The 20687-nt window shown below is 48.1% G+C and carries 2 protein-coding genes and 1 pseudogene; all 3 read left to right on the forward strand.

All coding sequences use genetic code 11. From position 1 onward, the window contains the following. Positions 1 to 1120: 1120 nt before the first annotated feature. Entirely contained in the window at positions 1121 to 9628 is an 8508-nt protein-coding gene (locus Q0954_RS26225) for a neuraminidase-like domain-containing protein (RefSeq protein ID WP_299462133.1), read from the forward strand. Between the two features lie 269 nt (positions 9629 to 9897). Continuing rightward, positions 9898 to 19512: a SpvB/TcaC N-terminal domain-containing protein gene (locus tag Q0954_RS26230; protein ID WP_299462136.1), complete on the forward strand. Its 9615-nt coding sequence runs from the start codon at positions 9898 to 9900 to the stop codon at positions 19510 to 19512. A gap of 534 nt (positions 19513 to 20046) precedes the next feature. After that, positions 20047 to 20307: pseudogene (locus Q0954_RS26235) on the forward strand (DUF6444 domain-containing protein); the annotation flags it as partial. Between the last annotated feature and the right edge of the window lie 380 nt (positions 20308 to 20687).

Genomic DNA, 20687 nt, shown 5'->3' on the forward strand with positions numbered 1-20687 from the left:
AGTGTCTCCACGCCCGATCGAAACCTTGTGCTTTGCAAGCTTCAGAGAGGTTTCTCACTTTTTATAAGAAAGCCCTACCCAACTTATAAGTCTGTGGTCGCTTCTTTTTTTGCTTGAATACCTTGTCTTACTCATTGAATTTACCCTGCCTTTAGTGAGTAGTACCAATTGGGGAGAGCCTTGGCTTGAATAAAAATGAAACTGCTAAAAATGAACTTGTCTGGGCTAAACTGAACAGATAAAGGGGCAAAACCAAACACCACGAACATCAAATAACGATTGTTTACAGAACCACATAGCAACGCCAAGCAAAGCAAAAGACATCAAATAGACAATACCAGAAAATAATCCCCTCCCTTGCTGCTTTTGGGGAGTGACCACCTCAAATCCCTCGCTCACTCGCTTGAGTAAACTTGCCTTTCATTGAAGCAATAGCTTAAATTTAATGCGTTGATAATCAATGATTTAAATTGCTTATTTTCCTCGTCGCCTTCTTGTCTTATTCCATAGGTACATTTTGTCACGGGCAAAAGTACAGTACCTAAAAGCCAAACTACAATATTTGGTGCAAACAACCAGGTCGGTGGCAATCAAGCAAAGGCACTGAAAGCAACCACTTCATCAATAAAATAATACGAACTCCAAAACCAATAGACTCTATGAAACTTTTGCTTCCTTCTTTGTACAATCCCTAAGTCCTTGCTGGATGATATACCCTGACCCAAGCAGCTGGCTTGTGCCAGTGTGCTGCACATCTACACAGATGTGATGTATAAAATTAATGAACCACCATCACCCAAAAAAGCATTGATGAACCATTTCCCAACCTTACTCGATGACCCTTAGATGGGCTAACGCTACCCTCTTTTACCAAAAAGATCTGTGTAGCCACCAGACGAGCAAATCGACTTGACAATTGATGGCTTAGCGTGTGGCAAGTCAAGGGCAAGGCGGTTACTGTCTTTCCTGACAGTTTCGTGTTGGTTTTGGTTTTCTAATTCTGGATGGTACACCAAAGTATGTAAGCACTGCCACCCATCGTTTTTCCTTGACTTGGCTGGGCAGATGCTTGCTTCTGTAAACTAATTTTTTCTAATAAACCTTCTTAAATTTTTAAATAATGGTAACATTATCGAACACAAACGCCATTTGTATACAAATGCTGGCGTTAGATGCCGGGGTAACCAGCAACATAGAGGATATAACTGGCGAAGAAATATTGACCATTGCCCTAAGACTTTTTGATTGGGCAATGGCTATAGACAGATATCCTACTTTTTTGAATGGTTCGGCTGCATTTTCTTCGGCGATTGCTGGTAATGATGATACGTTTAACATTACAGATATCTCAGGCGAGTGGTCGGGTTATGTAGACTCTGATGGTAATACGCTTACCTTTAATACTGCCATTGGTCGTTTGGGCAAAGCCATTCGTAGTTTAAAAAAACTAGTGGACTTGGCAGGTATTGGGCCAAGCCATCATATAAGGTACGTTTTAGCCTTTCGTCTGTTGTCTGGTTATACCGGTAACAGTAAGAGCCAGTATGCCAACGATTTGTACACCCCAACGAGTAGCTTGAGCGAATTGGTTGCAATTGCATCGACTGAGACTCAAGATGAGTTTGCAGGCTCTACAGAGTTTACGGCTTACAATGCAGCTTTTAAGGGGTTCGTAGATCCGATTGACGATGCTAAGCTTTTACATGATACTTTACGCAACTACCGCATTTACACAATCCTCCAAAATGCCAATTACCCCAGCCTACAAGCAAACTATCCTGTGCCAGGGGATGCTGCCAATACCTTGGTGGGTTACTTGAAGAAGGCTGGCATTACTTCGTCGCTAGAGGTAACAGCAGTATCCGCTGAGGCGTTTGAGGAGGGCTACAGCATTTATTTTAATAATGATGCCTCCTTGTGTGACGATTTTTACTACAGTGCGGTACAAATCCGAAGCCTGGTAATGAAGGCTTACTATGGCATCCATAGCCAAAGCTCGTCTGATGGACGTAACACCAAATACAACAACCACAACACCAGCAATTACGAAGGCTTACCCAGTTATTCTGACTTATTTGGGCAGGGCAACTACCTTGAGGTAGACCACAACGAAAGCATTCTTTCGCCTGCGGCCTATTTGACCGACTTAATCAATTTGGCAGACCAGCACATACCTTCACTCCATAATCGAAGTGAATGGCTGGGTCCAGCTACTCACGTTAAGTTTATTCGTCAATTTGACAATGACCACTCTGTTAAATATGAAAAAATCATAAAAACGTTCAATAACCCTATAACTTCTATAGGCATGGGGAACGCGAACATGGACATCGTTGTTGACTTTGGCGTCAGATTCAAAGATGGAACAAAAACCAACGGTTATAATCAAAATAGTGGATTTACCCTGGCAGATGGAGAGACTTTTAAAAAGGTGGAGGTTTGGTGGCTCCTTAACGAAAGCGTGTACAAAAGCTGTATAAGTGCCATAAGGGTAACCAAAAACACTGGCAGGGCCAAATTATGGGAAGGGAAGTATGACAAGAGGGCCACTGGTGGTGCCGAGCCCGACCAAACCTTTGAAATACCTGATGGATGGGTTTTGAAAGGAGTCAAAATTAAAAAATATGCCTACCTAAACCAATTTCATCTATTATGTGCTCCTTCTGTTGACGCATCATTGCGTACTCGCCGCCCCGATATTGACGATACCCCTCTCACGGCAGCCGCTACCACCAACGAAGTGCCTACTATAGAGTTGGTAAACAATGCCCTGACAAAACTTATTACCGATACTTTGCAGGGCAACGCTGACCTAAGCCAGAGTATATACCCCCCGGCATTTAACAAAAGCCAGCAGCAAATGGGCAAAGCCCTGGAGCTATTGGGCAGCAATTTGCCTGAAGCCAAAGAAGTAACCCAGGCTCCTGATACTATTTCTCCGGTACCTGGCTGGACCCACTGGAACATTCCGGTGTATGAGTACGACAATGTATTGAGGGCTCCAGCAGGTGATTTTGATGCCCTGAAAGCCCGCCTGGGTTTGGGGAGCCTGTCTGCCTTGAGCGAGCTGACCGTCAGTGACTTTATGCAAAAAGCCGATGTAAACAGGGTGGAACTCCAAGCGGCAATTGATGCGGGTACTACCGATGCCGAACAAGCAAGTATTTTGCCTTATGTGTACATCAATAACCATAGTTCACTTACAAGCACAAGCTATTTGGTGCTGACTGATGATGCTTTTGCTATGAACGATAGTTCGGCGGTTGATTATGTCACCATCGATCGCCTTTACCGCCTTATTCGCTTGAGCAAGCTAACGGGTATTAGTTTGGTAGGTATGCAGTGGTTGCTTTCTGTGACGCAATTTGAACAAATACCCACCGCCAAAAGTACAGTTGATATATTGGGTGGTAACGACAATGATTTCTGTGCCTGGGTAGCAGCAGTGCAGCAATTAGCTACTGAGCAATCTATCAGTATTACCGAAGCTGCTGCCCGTTTGGGGTATATCAAACCCTATGGGCAGGACTTTGGTCGCAACGAAAGCATGTGGGACTACCTCTTTGGTGGAGTAATTGCTGTCAATGATGTTACCATTTGGACAGCTGCCTCTGATGTGCAGAAGCATAAGGTGTGCGAAGTTTGTAATATAAGTATGGATGAACTGGATGAAATCGCGGACATGTTAGCGCTTACGGGCTCCGAAACATTGATAGCTGTAATCCCTGTCATTTATCGAATTGCCCGGACTGCCCAGCAACACAACATAGCCATAGAGGACTTTGTAACCCTGGCCGGGCTTGACCTCATCAGCAGTGGTATGGCTGGTTTATTATCGGTTGCTGCGGCTCCAGTTGATTGCAGGGCAGGTGCCAAAGTTTTGCAAAACTTTATGGACACCATTGCTGCCAATGACATTTCTATAGAAGATGTGCTGGTGATGGCTGGCAAAACCGGGGACGATATTCCGGCTTTGGCCGAAAGTATTCCAAGCGCAGTGGAAGCAGCTAATATTGCTACAGATTATCAAAACAATATTACAACTAATGGCGAGGATGCAGAAAAGTACGAGGTGTTAAGCCAGTTACTGATGAAACACTTTAACTGGTCTACCGAACAAGGTATTTATCAGGGAGAAGGTAACAATGGTAGAATGATTACGATTGTAGAGCTCTTCGGAAATGTAGTTTCTGGGGTAGAGCCTTTAGAGATTTTTAGTGCAGACGCTGGCGTGGGTACCAATGCGCAAGTAGCCTACCTTCAGGCCTTTGACCGTTTCTCTAAGGCAGTGGTTGGTTGGAAACTTTCGGCTCAGACAGTGGAATATTTGCTTACCGCAAAAGATAGCAACAGTGCTTTGTACCTGCTTGATCAGGAGAGTGTGGCAGCGGATTTTAAGATAATGCCTTACCAGATAATGAACGGCATAGCTCCTTTAGATGCTTTGGTAAAACGCTACCAGCACAATGAAGCTACCCTACTGGCGGCATTGCAACCCGCCGATAGTAGTTTTGTAGCCAACTTGACTGAGGCAACTTCCTGGAAGGCAACGTTTGTAGAAGAAGTTTTGGGGGTTGATAACTGGAATGAAGATGCCTCTAATATAAGTGACCCAGTGACAACTGTCACGGCCCTCCAGGCTCTGGTCGATTATTCGTTGAACAAACGCTTTTCGGTGACGTTGTTGTTGGAAATGTTTGAGACCCTGGCCAACCCTGCCAATGATTTGGCTGACCTGGTAGCTGCCTGCCGGGCGGCAGTATACGCCAAAAACCTGGGCAAAAGCACCGAAAGCATTGACAATGCCCTGTTGGTAGGCCCCGAAGAAGCCCAGCGCAATGCCCTGGTAGCCCAGGTACTGTATCTTTGCAACACAAGCACCGATGTAGTGCTTAACAGCATTGGGGATACCAACGCCTTGAGCGAATACCTGCTTACCGATGTGGAAGTAACCAGCAAGGTGCGTACCTCTAAGGTGAAGTTTGCCATTTCGGCGGTGCAAACCTATATCAACCGGGTATACAATGTCTTAGAACCCTACTTGCGGATCAACAATCCTAACTTTGAAGATATCTGGGTCGTGTTTAAACACTACCGGGTATGGGAACTCAACCGCAAAATTTTCCTCTTTCCGGAAAACTACCTCAATCCTGAGTTTTTGCCCGACGCTTCGGAGGAGTTCCAAAGCTTTATTTCCAGGCTCAATTCTGGTAAAATCAACGAAACATTGGTGCAGGAAGCCTACCAGACCTATGTGCATCAGGTAGCGGCCTTCAACAAAATGGATCACGTGGATAGCTGCCTGCACAGCGACGAATACGGTACCAAAATATTTATTTTGGGCAATTCCAGAGCCGACCAAAAAACCTACCTGCGTACCTTACATTTTACAGGGAGTTTTAGCGAGGGCTTTAGTTTGTCACAAGCCACCCCCTGGCAAAGTGTGGATATACCCGTGCAGGGAGATGCCAAGATAGCTTATGCTTACGGCAAAGTGTTTGTTTTTTACCTGGAGACAACTACCGGACCTACCACCGGAGACAACACCCAAAACGGGCGTGATCTGGGGTATGCCATCAGCATTAAATATACCCACCGCAATCTGGATGGTAAATTTAGCCCTGCCAAAACTTTGGGCAGCGTTGATGGTCGGAATTACAACAATTCCAATAAGACTGGCTATTCTTTTGAGGTGACTAATGAGGATAGGCGAAGTTATTTTATACCAGTGAATACGGATACGACTGGCGGTGCTAGTCTGACCTTCCGCTACCCCAAAACTCCCAAGGAGTACCAGCAAATGTTAGTAAACAGCTCGGGCTTTAAATTTGAGGTGCAAAGCCAGGATAAACATTATATAAGGGTGGTTTTTGAATTTGCTGATGCATTGAAGATAAGCCCCTCTACTGTAGAAAATGAATGGCACCTGGATGAGCATCTGGAGGCGGTTAATAATAGTGGTCATGATCCGTTTGATGACTCAATAGAACGTTTGTTGGACGATACTTACACACAGGGAAGTTTCACTAAAGGGGACTTTGTAGCAGGTGCTGGTGTTGCTTTAAATGTTGGAGATGACATAGTGCAGGGTTATTACCCAGGCGGGGTTACTCATGGCCCAACCGCATTATTCAATGGAAACCGGAATACATATCATGTAGTTTATGGTTTTTGGTTTAAATTAGACTCGCTTGGAACAACATTGCAAACACTTGCCCAAATGCAAGATGGACAGCAGTTTAATTCATACCTTGGCTGTAACAAGCATGGGTATTTAGTGATAGGTAAGAATGAGCAGGGGTGGCGTGAATCAACCAAATTAAAGATAGTTCCAGGGCAATGGTATTATGTGGTCCGTCAATCAAATTTCGTATACGGTCAGGCTGATTCGTCCTATGATTATTACAAAGAGCTGGTGGGGAGAGTGGTGCTTTACTCTTACCAGGACGGTAAAGCGGAATTAGAAGATTGCCATTACCAAAAAGAGGCCTTAAGTCGGGCCATAAAGAGGGATTCGACAAATAAATTTAGCCTTAAAGTATTACCAGATAATACTAAAGATGGTTCTGTAATAAATGTAATGTTTAACTGTAGTCACGGTTCCTTCAATGATAAAGATCTTTTGGTACCCCTAAATGGAGTATACGATGCTTCAATTCCCATAGCTTATACCCTAGATAATCATGCTTCCCCTGATGCATTGTTAAGTCATGCATCCTCTCCATTTGTATTGGTGAGCAACAAACCTGAGGACTTATCAAGAAGCGACACCAGAGGAAGAGAACTGTACCTGCGCTTTAAGAACCAGATGGGGAAGCACCAATGTATCAGCATAGCCACGGCTGAGTTTTCAGACATAGAAACCCAGTTTCTTAAGCATAGCTCTGTAGATGAATTACTTTCGCCGGAGACCCAAATGAGCACCCATCCCAACTTTGTGCGCGATTTTGCTCCGCCGGAGTCAGATTTTCCGAAAGCCTACTGGCCTAGCCAAACCCATATTGACCTGGCAGGAACCAATGGCATTTATTTCCGGGAATTGTTTATGTGGAGTGCCTTGCTGGTGGCCCAAAAATACCAGCAGGCGGGCAACCATGCTGCCGCTCAGCGTTGGTACCAAAAGGTATTTGACCCCACCCTAAGCCTGAAAAAACTGGAGGCTGACAGTCCCAACTATGCTGCTTTGTTGGGCGATCCCGATGTCAACGATGTTCACTGGCAATACCTGGGCTTGCGCAGCCTTTACTGCCATGGCCTGCCCGAATTACTCTTTGGTGACCCGGTAGGCCATGAAATAGACATCCTGGGCAACGCCCTGGGGAACCAAAATACTGCCATTGCCGCCTATTACGAGAACCCCTTCGACCCAGATGCCATTGCCGCCTTGCGCCCTGTTGCCTACCAAAAGTACATTGTGCGCAACTATGCACAAAACCTCATTGCCTGGGGCGATACCAAATACCAGGAGCTGACCCGGGAAAGCCTGGCCGAAGCCTACCAGTTTTACTACGAGGCTTTTGATCTACTGGGGCTATCGCTCGAACCTGCCGGGGTATTTGAAATGCCCGATGACCTCACCCTGGGTTCGGTTACGGCAGATAGTGATACTTTGTACCACGGAGGCACTTTGCCCGACTTTTTGGCGGGACTGGAGGTGCAACTAGACCCGGAGGCCATGCCGGTGGCAGACATCAACGAAGCCTACAGCTTGGTGTATAACAAGATCCCCGGTTTGCATTTTGGCATCATCTTCAACCCCCTCCTTCGCCAATTGCAGGCCACCCTGGTGGGACATTTCAGCAACCTGCGGGCCAACCAAGACATCAACGGCAATGCCTTGCACCTGCCCTTGTTTCAGCCCGAGATTGACCTAGATAGGTTTATTCGAGCCAATGTCCAGGGACAATTGGCCGCCGCCCTGACCAGTAGGGGTAGTACTGCCATACCTTCCCACTCTTTTTATGTCCAGTGGGAGCTGGCGCAGGAGTTTATCCAGCAAGTGGCTCGTTTGGGAGACCTGCTGTTGGGTGTAGCCCGCGAAAACGATGCAGAAAAGCTGGCGAACCTTACGATTGGACAGCAAACCAAGGTGCTGGGATATATGAGGGAAATAAAACGCGAACAATTGGAGTTGGTTCAAAAAGGCCTGGATATCGCAAAGAAACAAGTTCAATCAACCTTGTTGGCTAAGGCTTTTGTAGAGGGACTCAGAAAAAGTTATGCAGGTGCCTGGGAGCTATTAGGAGGAGCTTTATCAATCTCTTCAGGAGCTCCCCTGAACATGATAGGAGGATCCATGCTAATATTTGATGCCTTACACAAAACCTCAGCCACAGCAAGTAAGCAGGTAGCCGATTACAGTGATCTGGACGGCTCTAAAAAGGATTGTCCATTGTCTAAAAAAGCAAAAGTCAAGCAAGCCTTTGCATCCTTTACCTTAGAAAACGCAAGTCTGGTAGCCAATGCTTTAGCGGCAGGTCTTCAAGCCGCTTCTGCCATTGCGCATGAAGCCGCTTCTCCACTTGCAGCAATCCCTACTATCTTTGGTTTAGCCAATGGAGGTTTTGTGCCGCAAGATGTGGCCAATAGTTTGGGAACGGCTCTAGGGTCTACCGCTTTTGCCAGTCAGTTTATTGGAAGTTCTCTGCGAGAAGTTGGAACACACCTCATGCGTGATCAGGAATGGGAACATCAATCGGAGCAGCTGGATATTCAACTTGAAGAACTATGTGTGCATTATGAAGCAGCTTCTCGTCAAGTGAGATTAGCAAAAATGGACCAGCAGCTCAACGAAACCTACATTACCCAGCACCAAGAGATTGCCGATTTTTATCAAAAAAAATACAGCAATGAGAAACTCTATCACTGGATGCAGGGGCAACTGACTACCTTGTACAAGCAGGCCTACCAATTGGCAGCAGACCAGGCGCTGAAGGCCCAAACTGCCTTTGAGCACGAAAAAGGACTGCCCGCTGGTTCGCTTCGTATTGTCAATACTGGTGCTTGGAACAGCTTCTACCACGGCCAACTGGCTGCTGAGCTTTTGTTGGATTCGTTGCACTTGATGAAGCAACGTTATTTGGTAGAAGACAAGCGTCGTATTGAGGTCACCGAAGTGTTCTCGTTAAAGGAGCGTTTGGCCGCTGATGGCAGCTATGATGCCGATACTCAAACATTCCATGAGTACCTGGTAGCCCAAAGTGGCTCTATCACTTTTGGTTTTGGAACCGAATCAGGTGATTATGCCGAGGGTGAAGATACCACCCACGATTTTGACAAGTATTACCCTGGTCACTATTGTCGTCAAATCAAACTGGTAACCGTGTCGGTGCCGTCTTTGCTGAGCCCCTACAAAATGTTGCACGGTACCCTGACACTCAACAGAAGTACCCTATATACCGACAAGCAGGGAACCAATGATGCTGTAACCCCGTCTTGTACCGAAATTGCCCTGTCTACAGCTATGGGCGAGTCGGGCGTACACAGCGGAGCCGGGGGTGGAGGCTATATGCCGTTCGAAAACGCCGGGGTAGACTCCAGCTGGACGCTGAACATCAAAGACGATTTGTCAGAGATTCATATCAGCGACATCATCATTACGATGCACTATACGGCCCGTAACGATTAACCCAAGGAGTGGGGCGCAGCCATGCGACATACCCCAACGGGTAGTTGGTTTCATCTAAACGCCCCCACTTTCTCAATTATTTATTATGGTTTTTCTGCCCTGAGGCAGACACCTTGTTGCTTGCCATACCACATAGCCCCCGCCGAGGGAGCTATTCACTGGCATATTTGCATATTTGCAAATATGCCTTGGGTTGGCAAGCAACCGGTGGGGAGGGGGCACACCTCCTCCCTTTTTTGTTATTCAGGGCATTTTAAATACAATACTCAATGCAAAACGCAAATCAATCGGGGCCGGCGCTTAAGCCCAGCCTGCCCAGTGCCCAAGGCTCGCTCAATGGCTACGGCGGGCAGTTCAAAGCCTCTGGTTTTACCGGAGCGGGTGAAGTATCCTTTGGCGGTGTCACCTATAGCACCAGCGCTGGTAGCGGCGAATACGGCTTTGGCTTTGGGGCCGCCAGTGGGGGAGGCATTTCCCGCAGCACCCACCGCCACAACCCCACTTATGACGACAACCTCGACACCTTCGAACTGGCGGGCACTATGCTGGTGCCCTACCTAAATACTGTAGGGGAGCGGGTGATCAAGTATGGTCAGCTCCAGGACGAAACAGTGACTCAAAACGGGCAAACCCAAACCTGGAAACGCCCCCAATTGGACGATATTCAGGGCACCAACCCCTATCAGGTACGTCAGTACCGCCCCCGTACCGAAGGCAGCTACGCCCAAATTTATTATTGGAAACGTGAGGCGGTAGTAGACACCGAACCTTCCTCGTTTTGGCAGGTGATTGGCGCCGACAACTCGGTCACCTTTTTTGGGGTAAGCGACACCGCCAAGGTAAGCGAGCGAAACGACCAGGGAATGGCAAACCCCGACAAGGTGTTTACCTGGCTCAGCGAAGAGCATCTGGCCGCCGAAGGACATGGTTCATTGACCAAGTACCTGCAGGAAGATACCACTGGGGTAGATACCACCACCAACCCTGAGCAAGGGCACGTTCACCATAACAAAATATACCTCGACCGCATTTGCTCAGGGCACAAAGAGCCCATTCCCTATGCTTTGACCCTGGCCAACTATGGCAGTAGTCAGGTAGCCGAACCTGAATGGTTTTTCGAGACCGTATGGGACTACGGTCAGTACGACTTAACCGATCTCACCAATCAGGCAATATACCAAACGACTGGCTTCAAAGCCAACTGGCCCAAACGACTGGATTCCCATTCTGACTATTCGGGTGGTTTCGAGATCCGTTGCCACCGTTTATGTCGCCAGGTTCTGGAGTTTCACTACTTTCCCGAAGAAGAAGCCTTTGCTGCTGGTACTGCCACTACTCCCTTGCTGCACTCGGCTACTGAGTACCTTTATGACAAATCGGCCCATCGCACCTTGCTTGTGGCTTCTCAGCAGGTAGGTTACTATTGGAACGGCGCCAGCTACGAGGCCAAATACACTACCCCGGTAGAAATGGCATACCAGGCGTTTGACCCCAAACCCGGTGGTGCCGAACGCCCTTATCGCCTGATTGTAGACAAAGACACCAATCAGCCCCTGACTACCCTGGGGGGTGCCGATGCTTTTTTGCCAGTAGACCTGTACGGAGAAGGCATTGAGGGGTTTTTGGCGAGCGATGGCTATGAAGCCTACTATTACCAAACCGACTGGGACTCGATTGAAGGCAAAATGGGCACTGGAGAAAACATAGCGTATACCTGCGCTGACAATCCAATACAATTGCCCGTGGGGCAGCTTCACCAGGGAGCCGGACAGTTTATGGACTTGAACGGCAACGGCAAGCTAGACTATGTAGTAGTGAGCGAAGGCCATACCCTGGGTTACTACGAGGCACAACAAAATGCGCACAACGACGCTACCGGAGCCCCTATTGATGGTTGGAGCGATTTTACGCCCATAGCCAAAGTACCCACCGAGTTTGGCCATCCCCGGCAGTTTTTGACCGACATTACAGGCAACAAAAGAGTGGACTGTGTGTTGCCGATGTACCTCAATGGTCAAGCCCAGGTGCGTTATTATCAAAACAATGGCGCTGAAGGTTTTGAAGCCGGAGAGGAAGTAACCAATGTGAGCTTTCAGACCAACGTAACCTCTTTCGCATCTTCCGAAAAAATCTACATTGGTTTTCTCGACATTGCCGGCGATGGCAAGCAACACCTGGTGCGCCTGGATGAAACCTCGCTGGTGTATTACCCCAACTACGGCTACGGAGCATTTGGCGATCCTATTACTTTGGATGTGTCTCATATATTTAATGTGCACGAGTTTCGCCTGCACCGCCTCCACTTTGCCGACCTGGACGGCACCGGTACGGCCGATTTGATCGTGGCCGGGCGCGATGGCATCCATATTTACCTCAATGAATGCGGCAATGGCTTTGCTGCGCAGGCCATAAACGTAGCCTACCCAGAAGGCCACACCTACGATGACCACACCACCAACTTACGCTTTACCGATGTGTTTGGCAATGGGTTAACTTGTATGATTTTTCAGAAAATGGGGGCCCACCAAGCCGGTCAATGGGTGTATGACTTCAACGGGGGCGAAAAGCCCTACCTCATGACCCAACACGTTAACAATATGGGGGCTACCACCGAAACTACTTACCGCAGTTCGGTGCATTTTTACCTCGAAGACCAAGCCAACAAGGTGGAGTGGTTTACCCGGGCGCCTTTCCCTACTTGGTCGGTCAAGCAGGTAACCGTTACCGATGCCATCAACGGCAATGTGCTCACCGAGGCCTACCACTACCGCCACAGCTACTACGATGGCGAAGAAAAAACTTTTCGGGGCTATGGTTATGCCGAGCATGAAGATACGGCCACCTTCTCGAGCGATGCCAAGCTAAAAAAACTGGACTCGCCCCCCGCCAAAAGTTGCGTGTGGTACCACAGCGGCAACCCAGCCCAGGACGACATCAATGCCTTGTACGAAAAGTTGGAGTACTTTATGGCGGGTGAACAAGCCAGTGACACCACCAACAAAGATACCGCCACCCAATACCTGAGCATATATAATACAGAGGGAGGTTTTAACGAAACCGAAGAACTCAAACGGCAAGCCCAACTCCATTTGGCTGGTTCTGTGATTCGTTCGGAGGTGTACGGCAAACCAAGTACAGATGACTCCTCCTCTTGGGAGCTCTACAGCGCCAGCATGAGCAACGAAACCATCAAACTCATCCAAGGCATGATGGACGATGCCGTTCAGGGCAACGTTTTGCCCTTGCTCAACTATGCCTCGTTTCAGGTGTTGCCCCGCGAAAGCCTGGGCTACCACTACGAACGCCAGCTCGATGACCCAATCGTGGGCTATAGTGCTGCGCTCAGCTTCGATGCTTATGGCCACGTATTGCAAAGTTGTGCCATTCAATACCCCCGTCGTAGTACTGCCATTGATGCCCAGGCCAATGCTGAAATAACCGCTCAGCAGCAAACCTTGCGTTGTATGGTGTCGCAGGCGGTGATTCAAAACTTTAGCGATCCGGCCACCGACCTGGGCACCGATTATGCCCAGGAGCAGTTTTACCTGCTGGGAGTGCCTACTCATGAAAAGAGTTATTTTGTTGTGAACCCGCGCAATATAGGTCAACTTGACGGAAAAGATGGATCAGAAACCAACGTATTTAGCGAGTACGAGGGAGGCATATATAATTATGGCCAATTATTAGATTACTTTGATGTGAATATTCAGGGGCAGGGCTCGGAGTTTTATTACTTTGAAGAGCAGGGGGCAGGAAATGATATTGATGATTTTGTAAGATTACTCCATTACGCCGAACATGCCTATTATTATGTGCAGACCAACAATAACAATGGTACCTTAAGTGCATTGAATAACTTTGAGGCCAAAAACGACCTGGATCGTCCGGGTAGCCGTGCCTTTTTGTTGCCCAAAAGCACTACTGCTGCCGTGATGGAAAAAGCTGGCCTGGAAGCCGAACTGGTAACCGAACAAAGCTTCTTTACTTCTCCTGAGTTGGCTACCCTCATGACCAGTGGCCAATACAGTGCCCTGACCCTGAGCTTAAACGGCACCAACACTGAGTATTGGGCGACCACTCCAGGCACCTATACTTATGGTACGGCGACGCAGTTTTACAATTTACAAAGCTATACCGACCCTATGGGCAGCACTACCACCAGCACCCACGATTATTACAACCTTATGGTGGTGAGCAGCGAAGATGCCTTGGGCAATGTGTCTCAAGTAGCCAAACAGGAAACCTTCTACAGCGATGGCACCACCTGCAAACGGGCCATCGATTATCAGTTGTTGCATCCTTACCGCATGGTAGACCCCAACGGCAACACCTCTGAGGTAATGCTGGATGCCTTGGGACGGGCCGTTACGTCTTCGCATTATGGTACCCGACAAGAAGTAACCAAAAGTACCTCCGATGACTTCTACGCTGGTCTCAATGCTGACCATAGCATAAACATAGACAGCGCCTTTACTTTTACGGGGGCTACAGATGTTGAAAAACAAGGCATCAAACAGGCAATGCTGGATGTTTTTGCTGAAAGCTTTGTGGTGACTGAGGCCGATTTGCAAGCCTTGGTAATTCCGGTCGATGCCAACCAGGTAGCCGCGTGGTTGACCGACCTGACCAATGCTGGATTGTTGACCCAGACAGGGAACACTTATCAGGTAACCAGTGCCCTGAGGCAACGCATTTACCAGTACAGCTACCCTGTGGTGGGCAGCACCGAAACCATCCCAGTGCTGACGACCAAGGTAGTGGGACGGGAAACAAGTATGGAGGAGGGGCTTACCTTTGATGGTACACTGGATACCAGCAAAACCCTGGCCCGTTTGCGGGGCTGGGGCGGATCTATCATGGATCAAATAGGAGTTGAGTTTACCGATGGAACCGTTATTGGGGGGACAAATGACCAAGTGATGGACCGTACTTTGGCAGAGGGCGAGCAAATAAGCCAAGTAGAAATGTGGATGAATAATGACTGGGGCAGCAACTTGAACCCAACCCGAAATGGCAACGTGGGCAAGGTCAAAATCACGACTACCACTGGAGCTACATTTGAGGATGGTGGTGGTGGTAACGGCAAAGTAACCTGGGCTACTCCTAAAGGGTTTAGGTTGTTATCGGTACAGTCTAACATTCATGTAACGGAGTCTAACCACCGTTACCTTGGAGGCATGGGGCTGGTGTACGTGCCTGACGACTCGGCTACGTTGATTTCGGCCACCCACCCCGACGGAACAACAGGGGTAGGTGGAGTTTGGGTAGCCGCTGACGACACGCTGTACCTCACCGATGCCAATGCCCAGGTACCCCAGTTGATCCCCGTGCCGCACTTTCCGGGAGATGCTCAGCCCTTGTGTATAAAATATGAGAGCAATACTACCTGCCTCATTTACCGCGATGCCAGTGGGCAACAATACGAAGCCCGCATTAGCCAGGGGCAAACATCGCTAGACTCGGCTGCTTATTTGCCCAATACCGAGGTGGTAGAAGGTGGGCAAGTGTCGGCTAAAACGACTGTTGGTGTCAACGAAGTGTTGTGGAGCGATTTTACCGTGACTTTAGCAGCTGAGGCAATTGCTTCCGAAGGCTTTACTTCCCTGTACGACGCCAACAACCCCTACCAGGTGCTCAACCCCACCAATGCCAATGAGGTGATTTCGAGCCCCATGACTTACCTGCAAGAGGCGGCAAACTTTGTGTATTACCAACCCTTTAGTTGGATGGGGCAGGTAACCCAGGAGGCGTTAAAAACCGCCGTGAATGATGTTTCCAAAGAGGCAAGCCTGGCTACTTGGTACAAACAACTGATCAGCCAGGGGCTTATCAATGGCGAGGGGGCATTGTTTAAATCTATGCAGGCGCTGGTTGCCGATGCGGCCGAAGCCGATTTTTTTGCGACGCTCACCAGCATAAATCCAAACCTGAATATTGCCAGCATAGGATTGTCGTCGGGTCAGACAACGGCGATTTTTGACTTGTTTAGCAATGCAGGTGGGGTACCCGTACACGTACTGACCACCTCTACCAAAGACTACCCTACAGAGTCTAATGCCAAGGCAAGTTATGATCAATTAGTAGCGTTGGCTCCAGGGTTGGGTAACCATCAAGCTCAAGTGGGGGCATGGTTTTCTACAGCCTATGCTACTGAACCTCCTTTTTTGTATCCTGAAAACAATCATAACAGCAACGGCAAAAATACTTTTGGCATACTCACCGGAGCCATGCGAACCGCCCTTCATAACAGCAATGATGTTACAGAGTTTGTGGCACAACTCAATGCCGTGTCTTCAGTGTTGGCAAACACTTTTGAAGGTTTTGGTAATGTAAAAGAGGCGGTGTTTTATTTTTATAAACAACAAGTGTTGGGAGAGCGTATCGAGCAAAGCCTGGAGTACAGCGATGGTTTGGGGCGTCCTATTCAGACCAAGCTCAAAGCGGAGGGAGGAACTGACTATTATACCTACAATGCCACCAATGCTGCATACGAGGCAAGCATTAGCAACCTGAAAGCGTCTCGGCGCTGGCTTACCCAAGGGCATGTAGTCTACAACAACAAAGGACAAACTGTGTTGGCCTATGACTCTTATTATATAGACACTCCTGGGTTTGTGGCGGTAGACAATGAAAATGGGTTCAACCTATTGGGCACCAGCCCCATCCACTATTATGATCCGATGGGAAGGGTGACCCATAGCATTACCCCCAAGGGTTACCTACAGGCGCAGCAGTGGACTGCCTGGGGCGAAACCCATTGGGACGCCAACGATGCCCTGTTGTTGTCGCCTTATTATCAGGTAAACAAGCAATACTTTGACGGTACCCAAAGCCCAGTGTCAAACCACGACCCTGACAAATACTACTTTGATTATACCGACCAAAGGCTTGAGGGCTACACTACTTTGATTGGCACAAAGAAAAAAATTGCTGACTCGGTAATTGAAGCCATCCAAAAAAGCCTGAAACAATGTTTTACTCCAAGTGTTTCGGTACACGATAACAGAGGGCTTACCTGGCGCGAATACCAAAAAAGTCTGCAGGAGTTTACCCAAAACCTGGTAGGCACGCAAATGGGGGAGGCCGGTTTGACCGACGATGTGTCTTCGGTATATGCTACCCTGGCGCAGCAGGGCATGCTCAACGAACATACCTTGGGTGCCCAGTTGAAAGGCAATACTACTGCAGTGCTCAAAGATGGGCGACAAGTAACCCTGGCGGCTGGTAATCAAACCCCTGCTTTGTTGCTCAAAGTGGGCACTAAGTTTGCCTTGCAAGCGGGCAGTTCGGTAACTTTGGAGGATGGCAGCACCAGCAACCCTGTTTCGGACAAGGCAACCGTATGGGTAGCCGGGCAACCCTCGGCAAATGGACAATCCCCGCTGCATTACTTGTTGGAAGATGCAGCCTTGGATGCTCCTAAGGCATTACGCAAAGGCAGCCCGGTGACCCATAGCGATGGCACGGCAATCACTTTGCCATTGACCGATGTGGTGTTGCAAGTGGGTTCGGATGTAACTTACGAAGGGGATACAACTGCCACTACCCTGGCTACCAACATAGGTGGAGTAGTCTATTATCAGGAAGACCAAGCCAAGTTTTATGCCTGGATGGGACCAATGCTTCAGGGAGAGAGTGTGGTAAGCATTCGCACCGGGGAAGACAACCAGGGGCAGGAAATAACCCAAACCTTGACGTTAAACTTGACCGACGTAAGCAATGGGGCTATGTATCCTCTGGCCACAGGTGCTACCGTAACCTTGCAGGATGGTACGTCCTATGTTCTTACTTCCACTACCCAAGGCTTTTTGATAGTGACCGAAGGTAAATACCTCTTGCGGGAAGGCAAGCAACTGGCCACTGGAACCGATGTGACCCCGATAGAGAGCAGTACTACGGTGCCGTTGAACTACCAGACCTTGAGTGACCATTACGGCAAAGATAAACCCTATGTGTTGAAGGAGGGAAGCCAGGTAACCCCCGAAGGAGCAAGCACCCCTATTACGCTTATTGGTGGGGGGCTGGTGACCATCGACCAGGGTAAATTCTATGTGTGGGAACACCGGGCGTTGACTACTGGTTCGGAGGTGACCCGAGTAGATAATACTTCAGCTACATTAGACAATCAAGGTGCCCAAACCCTCACTGAAGGGCTGGATCTGAGTATCTTTACTGCCGACCAACTGGATGAGGCGATTGCCGGAGAGTTTTTGCTACAAAGCGGGCAGGAAGTGACCCTGGCAGATGACGCCACGATTACCTTATCGGCCACTACTTTGGTCTCCTACGATGACAGCACCCAGGCGTTTGTGATCTCGGGCAACAATACCTGGGGAGAAATGAACAAAAACTACCCCATATTGGGCCAAACCCTTTTAAACAACCTGGCGCAGGTGCTAGACCAAAGGTTTGCTTTGGAAGCGCCCGCCATTTTGGCGGCACTTTGGGTGGCCAACCACCAGGGGACAACCCTCAGCGTTGCTGCCCTCAAGGACTTGCTCATTCAGGTGATGGGTACGCAAACCTGGTATGACGCTGCTTATGACACCCTATGGCAAGCCCTGCAAACCCACCATTGGGTAGGCAATGATGGCATCGTAGACAGCAGCAATTATGCGAGCTACCCAACGGTAGATAGCAACAATGCTACCAGCAATCGGTTAGCCAACATTGCCCTCATGGTAGGGTGGGCTCGAGGCCGCACTTTCGAGACCTCCTATGCCTATGACGTATACGGCAGGTATACCCACGTGGCAGATCCTCGTTTTACCCAAAGCAATGCGGAAGAAGGGTTGCAACTGGGTGAGACCAACGCTTACTGGAATCAGGAAACGCCCTACATTGGTACTTTGGGAGGCTCAGTAACTACCACCTACTGCGATGCGGGCCAGAGTTGGGCATTGCCCGATGTACTGGGGCGCCACCTCTGGAGCCGTGACCCTCGAAATATAGAGGCAAGTGTCAGCTATGATGCATTGCATCGTCCCCTGGCATTTACCCAAAGCTCAAAAAATGCTGCTGGTAACACCGCCGAATGGTCGGTGGTGACCTCGCGCATATTGTATGGCGAATCACTCAGCAATGCCCAGGCATACAATGCTGTAGGACAAGCGGTGCAAACCTTTACTCAAGGAGTCTGGAGTGCCATGAGCCATGGGTTCAATATTTTGGGCTTGCCATTGGGTGCCCAGATGGCTTTTGTCAAAAGTTTTGAAGCCATTGGCGAAGAAGGGGGCGTGTCATACAAAGTGGTAAAGCCCATCATCGACCTTGCTGGGGTGTCGCTTATTGCCAACGAAGGCTTGCTTACCAGCTCAATAGCCAATGGAGTGGGCACCTTGCTGCAAAACCAATTGTATAGCCAAGCGAATACTTTTGATGCTATAGGCGAGGTACAACGAAGCATAGATGCCCAACAAAACGTCCACATTCCCAATTTTTATCTTTCGGGAGGGGTAGCCCAAATGAAGGTAAACGGGATCAACTTTATGGATGAGGTAGTGTACAATGCCCGCAAGCAAAAACTGGCGGTGCAAACCAAAAACAGTGAGGGCAACCTGGTAATGCAGTGCCGTTATGTGTATGACCCCAAAAACTATGGGTTGTTACAAATGAAGGCTTCTACTCAAGCCGCTTCAGTACAAGCGGGGCAAGAGTATACATTGCTTACTACCAACGATGCCAACACCCGTCAAAGTCTGATTTATACCTTTGACCCAGTAGGCAATGTAGCGTCTATACCTATGCGGGTGTACCAGGGACCGTGGGCCAAGGACAACAACCAACGATTAGAGGTGTATCGTAGCCAACATTATACCTACGATGGACTCTATCGTTTGACCGAGGCCAGCGAGGAGGAAGAGCCTGACTTTACAATTACTTAAAATCGGTTTTTTATCATTCTACATTGATTAGTAGTGCTTTGAGAGTGTTGCCTATTATAGGCAGCACTCTTTTTTTGGGGTATGCCCCTGGCTGTTTTAAGTGTTCCGAAGGTCACTTGAAAACAATCAATAAAAAGAAGTCTTTTGACTTATCACTGGTACTGATGTCTACTTGAGGATTTTGTAACTGTAGTACCTAAGCATATCCAGGGAGTAAAATACCCCCGGCTGTTTTAAGTGTTCCGAAGGACACTTGAAAACTATCAATAAAAAGAAGTCTTTTGCAGGGTTTTCTTATAAAAGAATCTTTAGGAGAATATACCCCCGAAAAACCATATTTCCGCCTCGCCTGCTCCGAGCTTGCCCTCGGAGGGCAGTGTCTCCACGCCCGATCGAAACCTTGTGCTTTGCCAGCTTCAGAGAGGTTTCTCACTTTGTAACTAATCAGTTGCTTGATTTTGTTTTTTTGCATTTGCGATTAAGAATTTGTTCGGATGTTATTTGTTTTTGTTTAATATTTTGTACTTTGGATTTATGGATTTGAGAGATTTAGCCAAACGTTTTGAAGCACTGGACAAAAGTTTTGAACTCCTCAAAGAGGAGAACTTAAGCTTAAGGGCAGAGAATGCCTCTCTCAAAGAAGAACTCAAAAAGCATCAAACTAAAAAAAACAGTAATAACAGTTCCATTCCACCAAGCCAAGACGAAAATCGTCCGAAAAAAAACCAAAGCTTGCGTAAACCCTCTGGCAAAAAACCGGGTGGGCAAAAAGGACGAGAAGGCAAAACTCTTGAAATGACAGCAACTCCTGATAAGATAGTAGAACCCCGGCTGTTTTAAGTGTTCCGAAGGACACCGGCTGTTTTAAGTGTTCCGAAGGTCACTTGAAAACAATCAATAAAAAGAAGTCTTTTGACTTATCACTGGTACTGATGCCTACTTGAGGATTTTGTAACTGTATTACCCCCGCTGTTTTAAGTGTTCCGAAGGTCCCCGGCTGTTTTAAGTGTTCCGAAGGACACTTGAAAACTATCAATAAAAAGAAGTCTTTTGACTTATCACTAGTACTGATGCCCACTTGAGCAGTTTGTAACTGTAGTATCTAAGGAATGGTGTAAAAATAAATTTCTATAGTAACGCTAAAATATTTTGTTGCTAGACGCGGTAAAAAATCG

This window comes from uncultured Microscilla sp. (genome assembly GCF_947493425.1).
GTDB lineage: Bacteria > Bacteroidota > Bacteroidia > Cytophagales > Microscillaceae > Microscilla.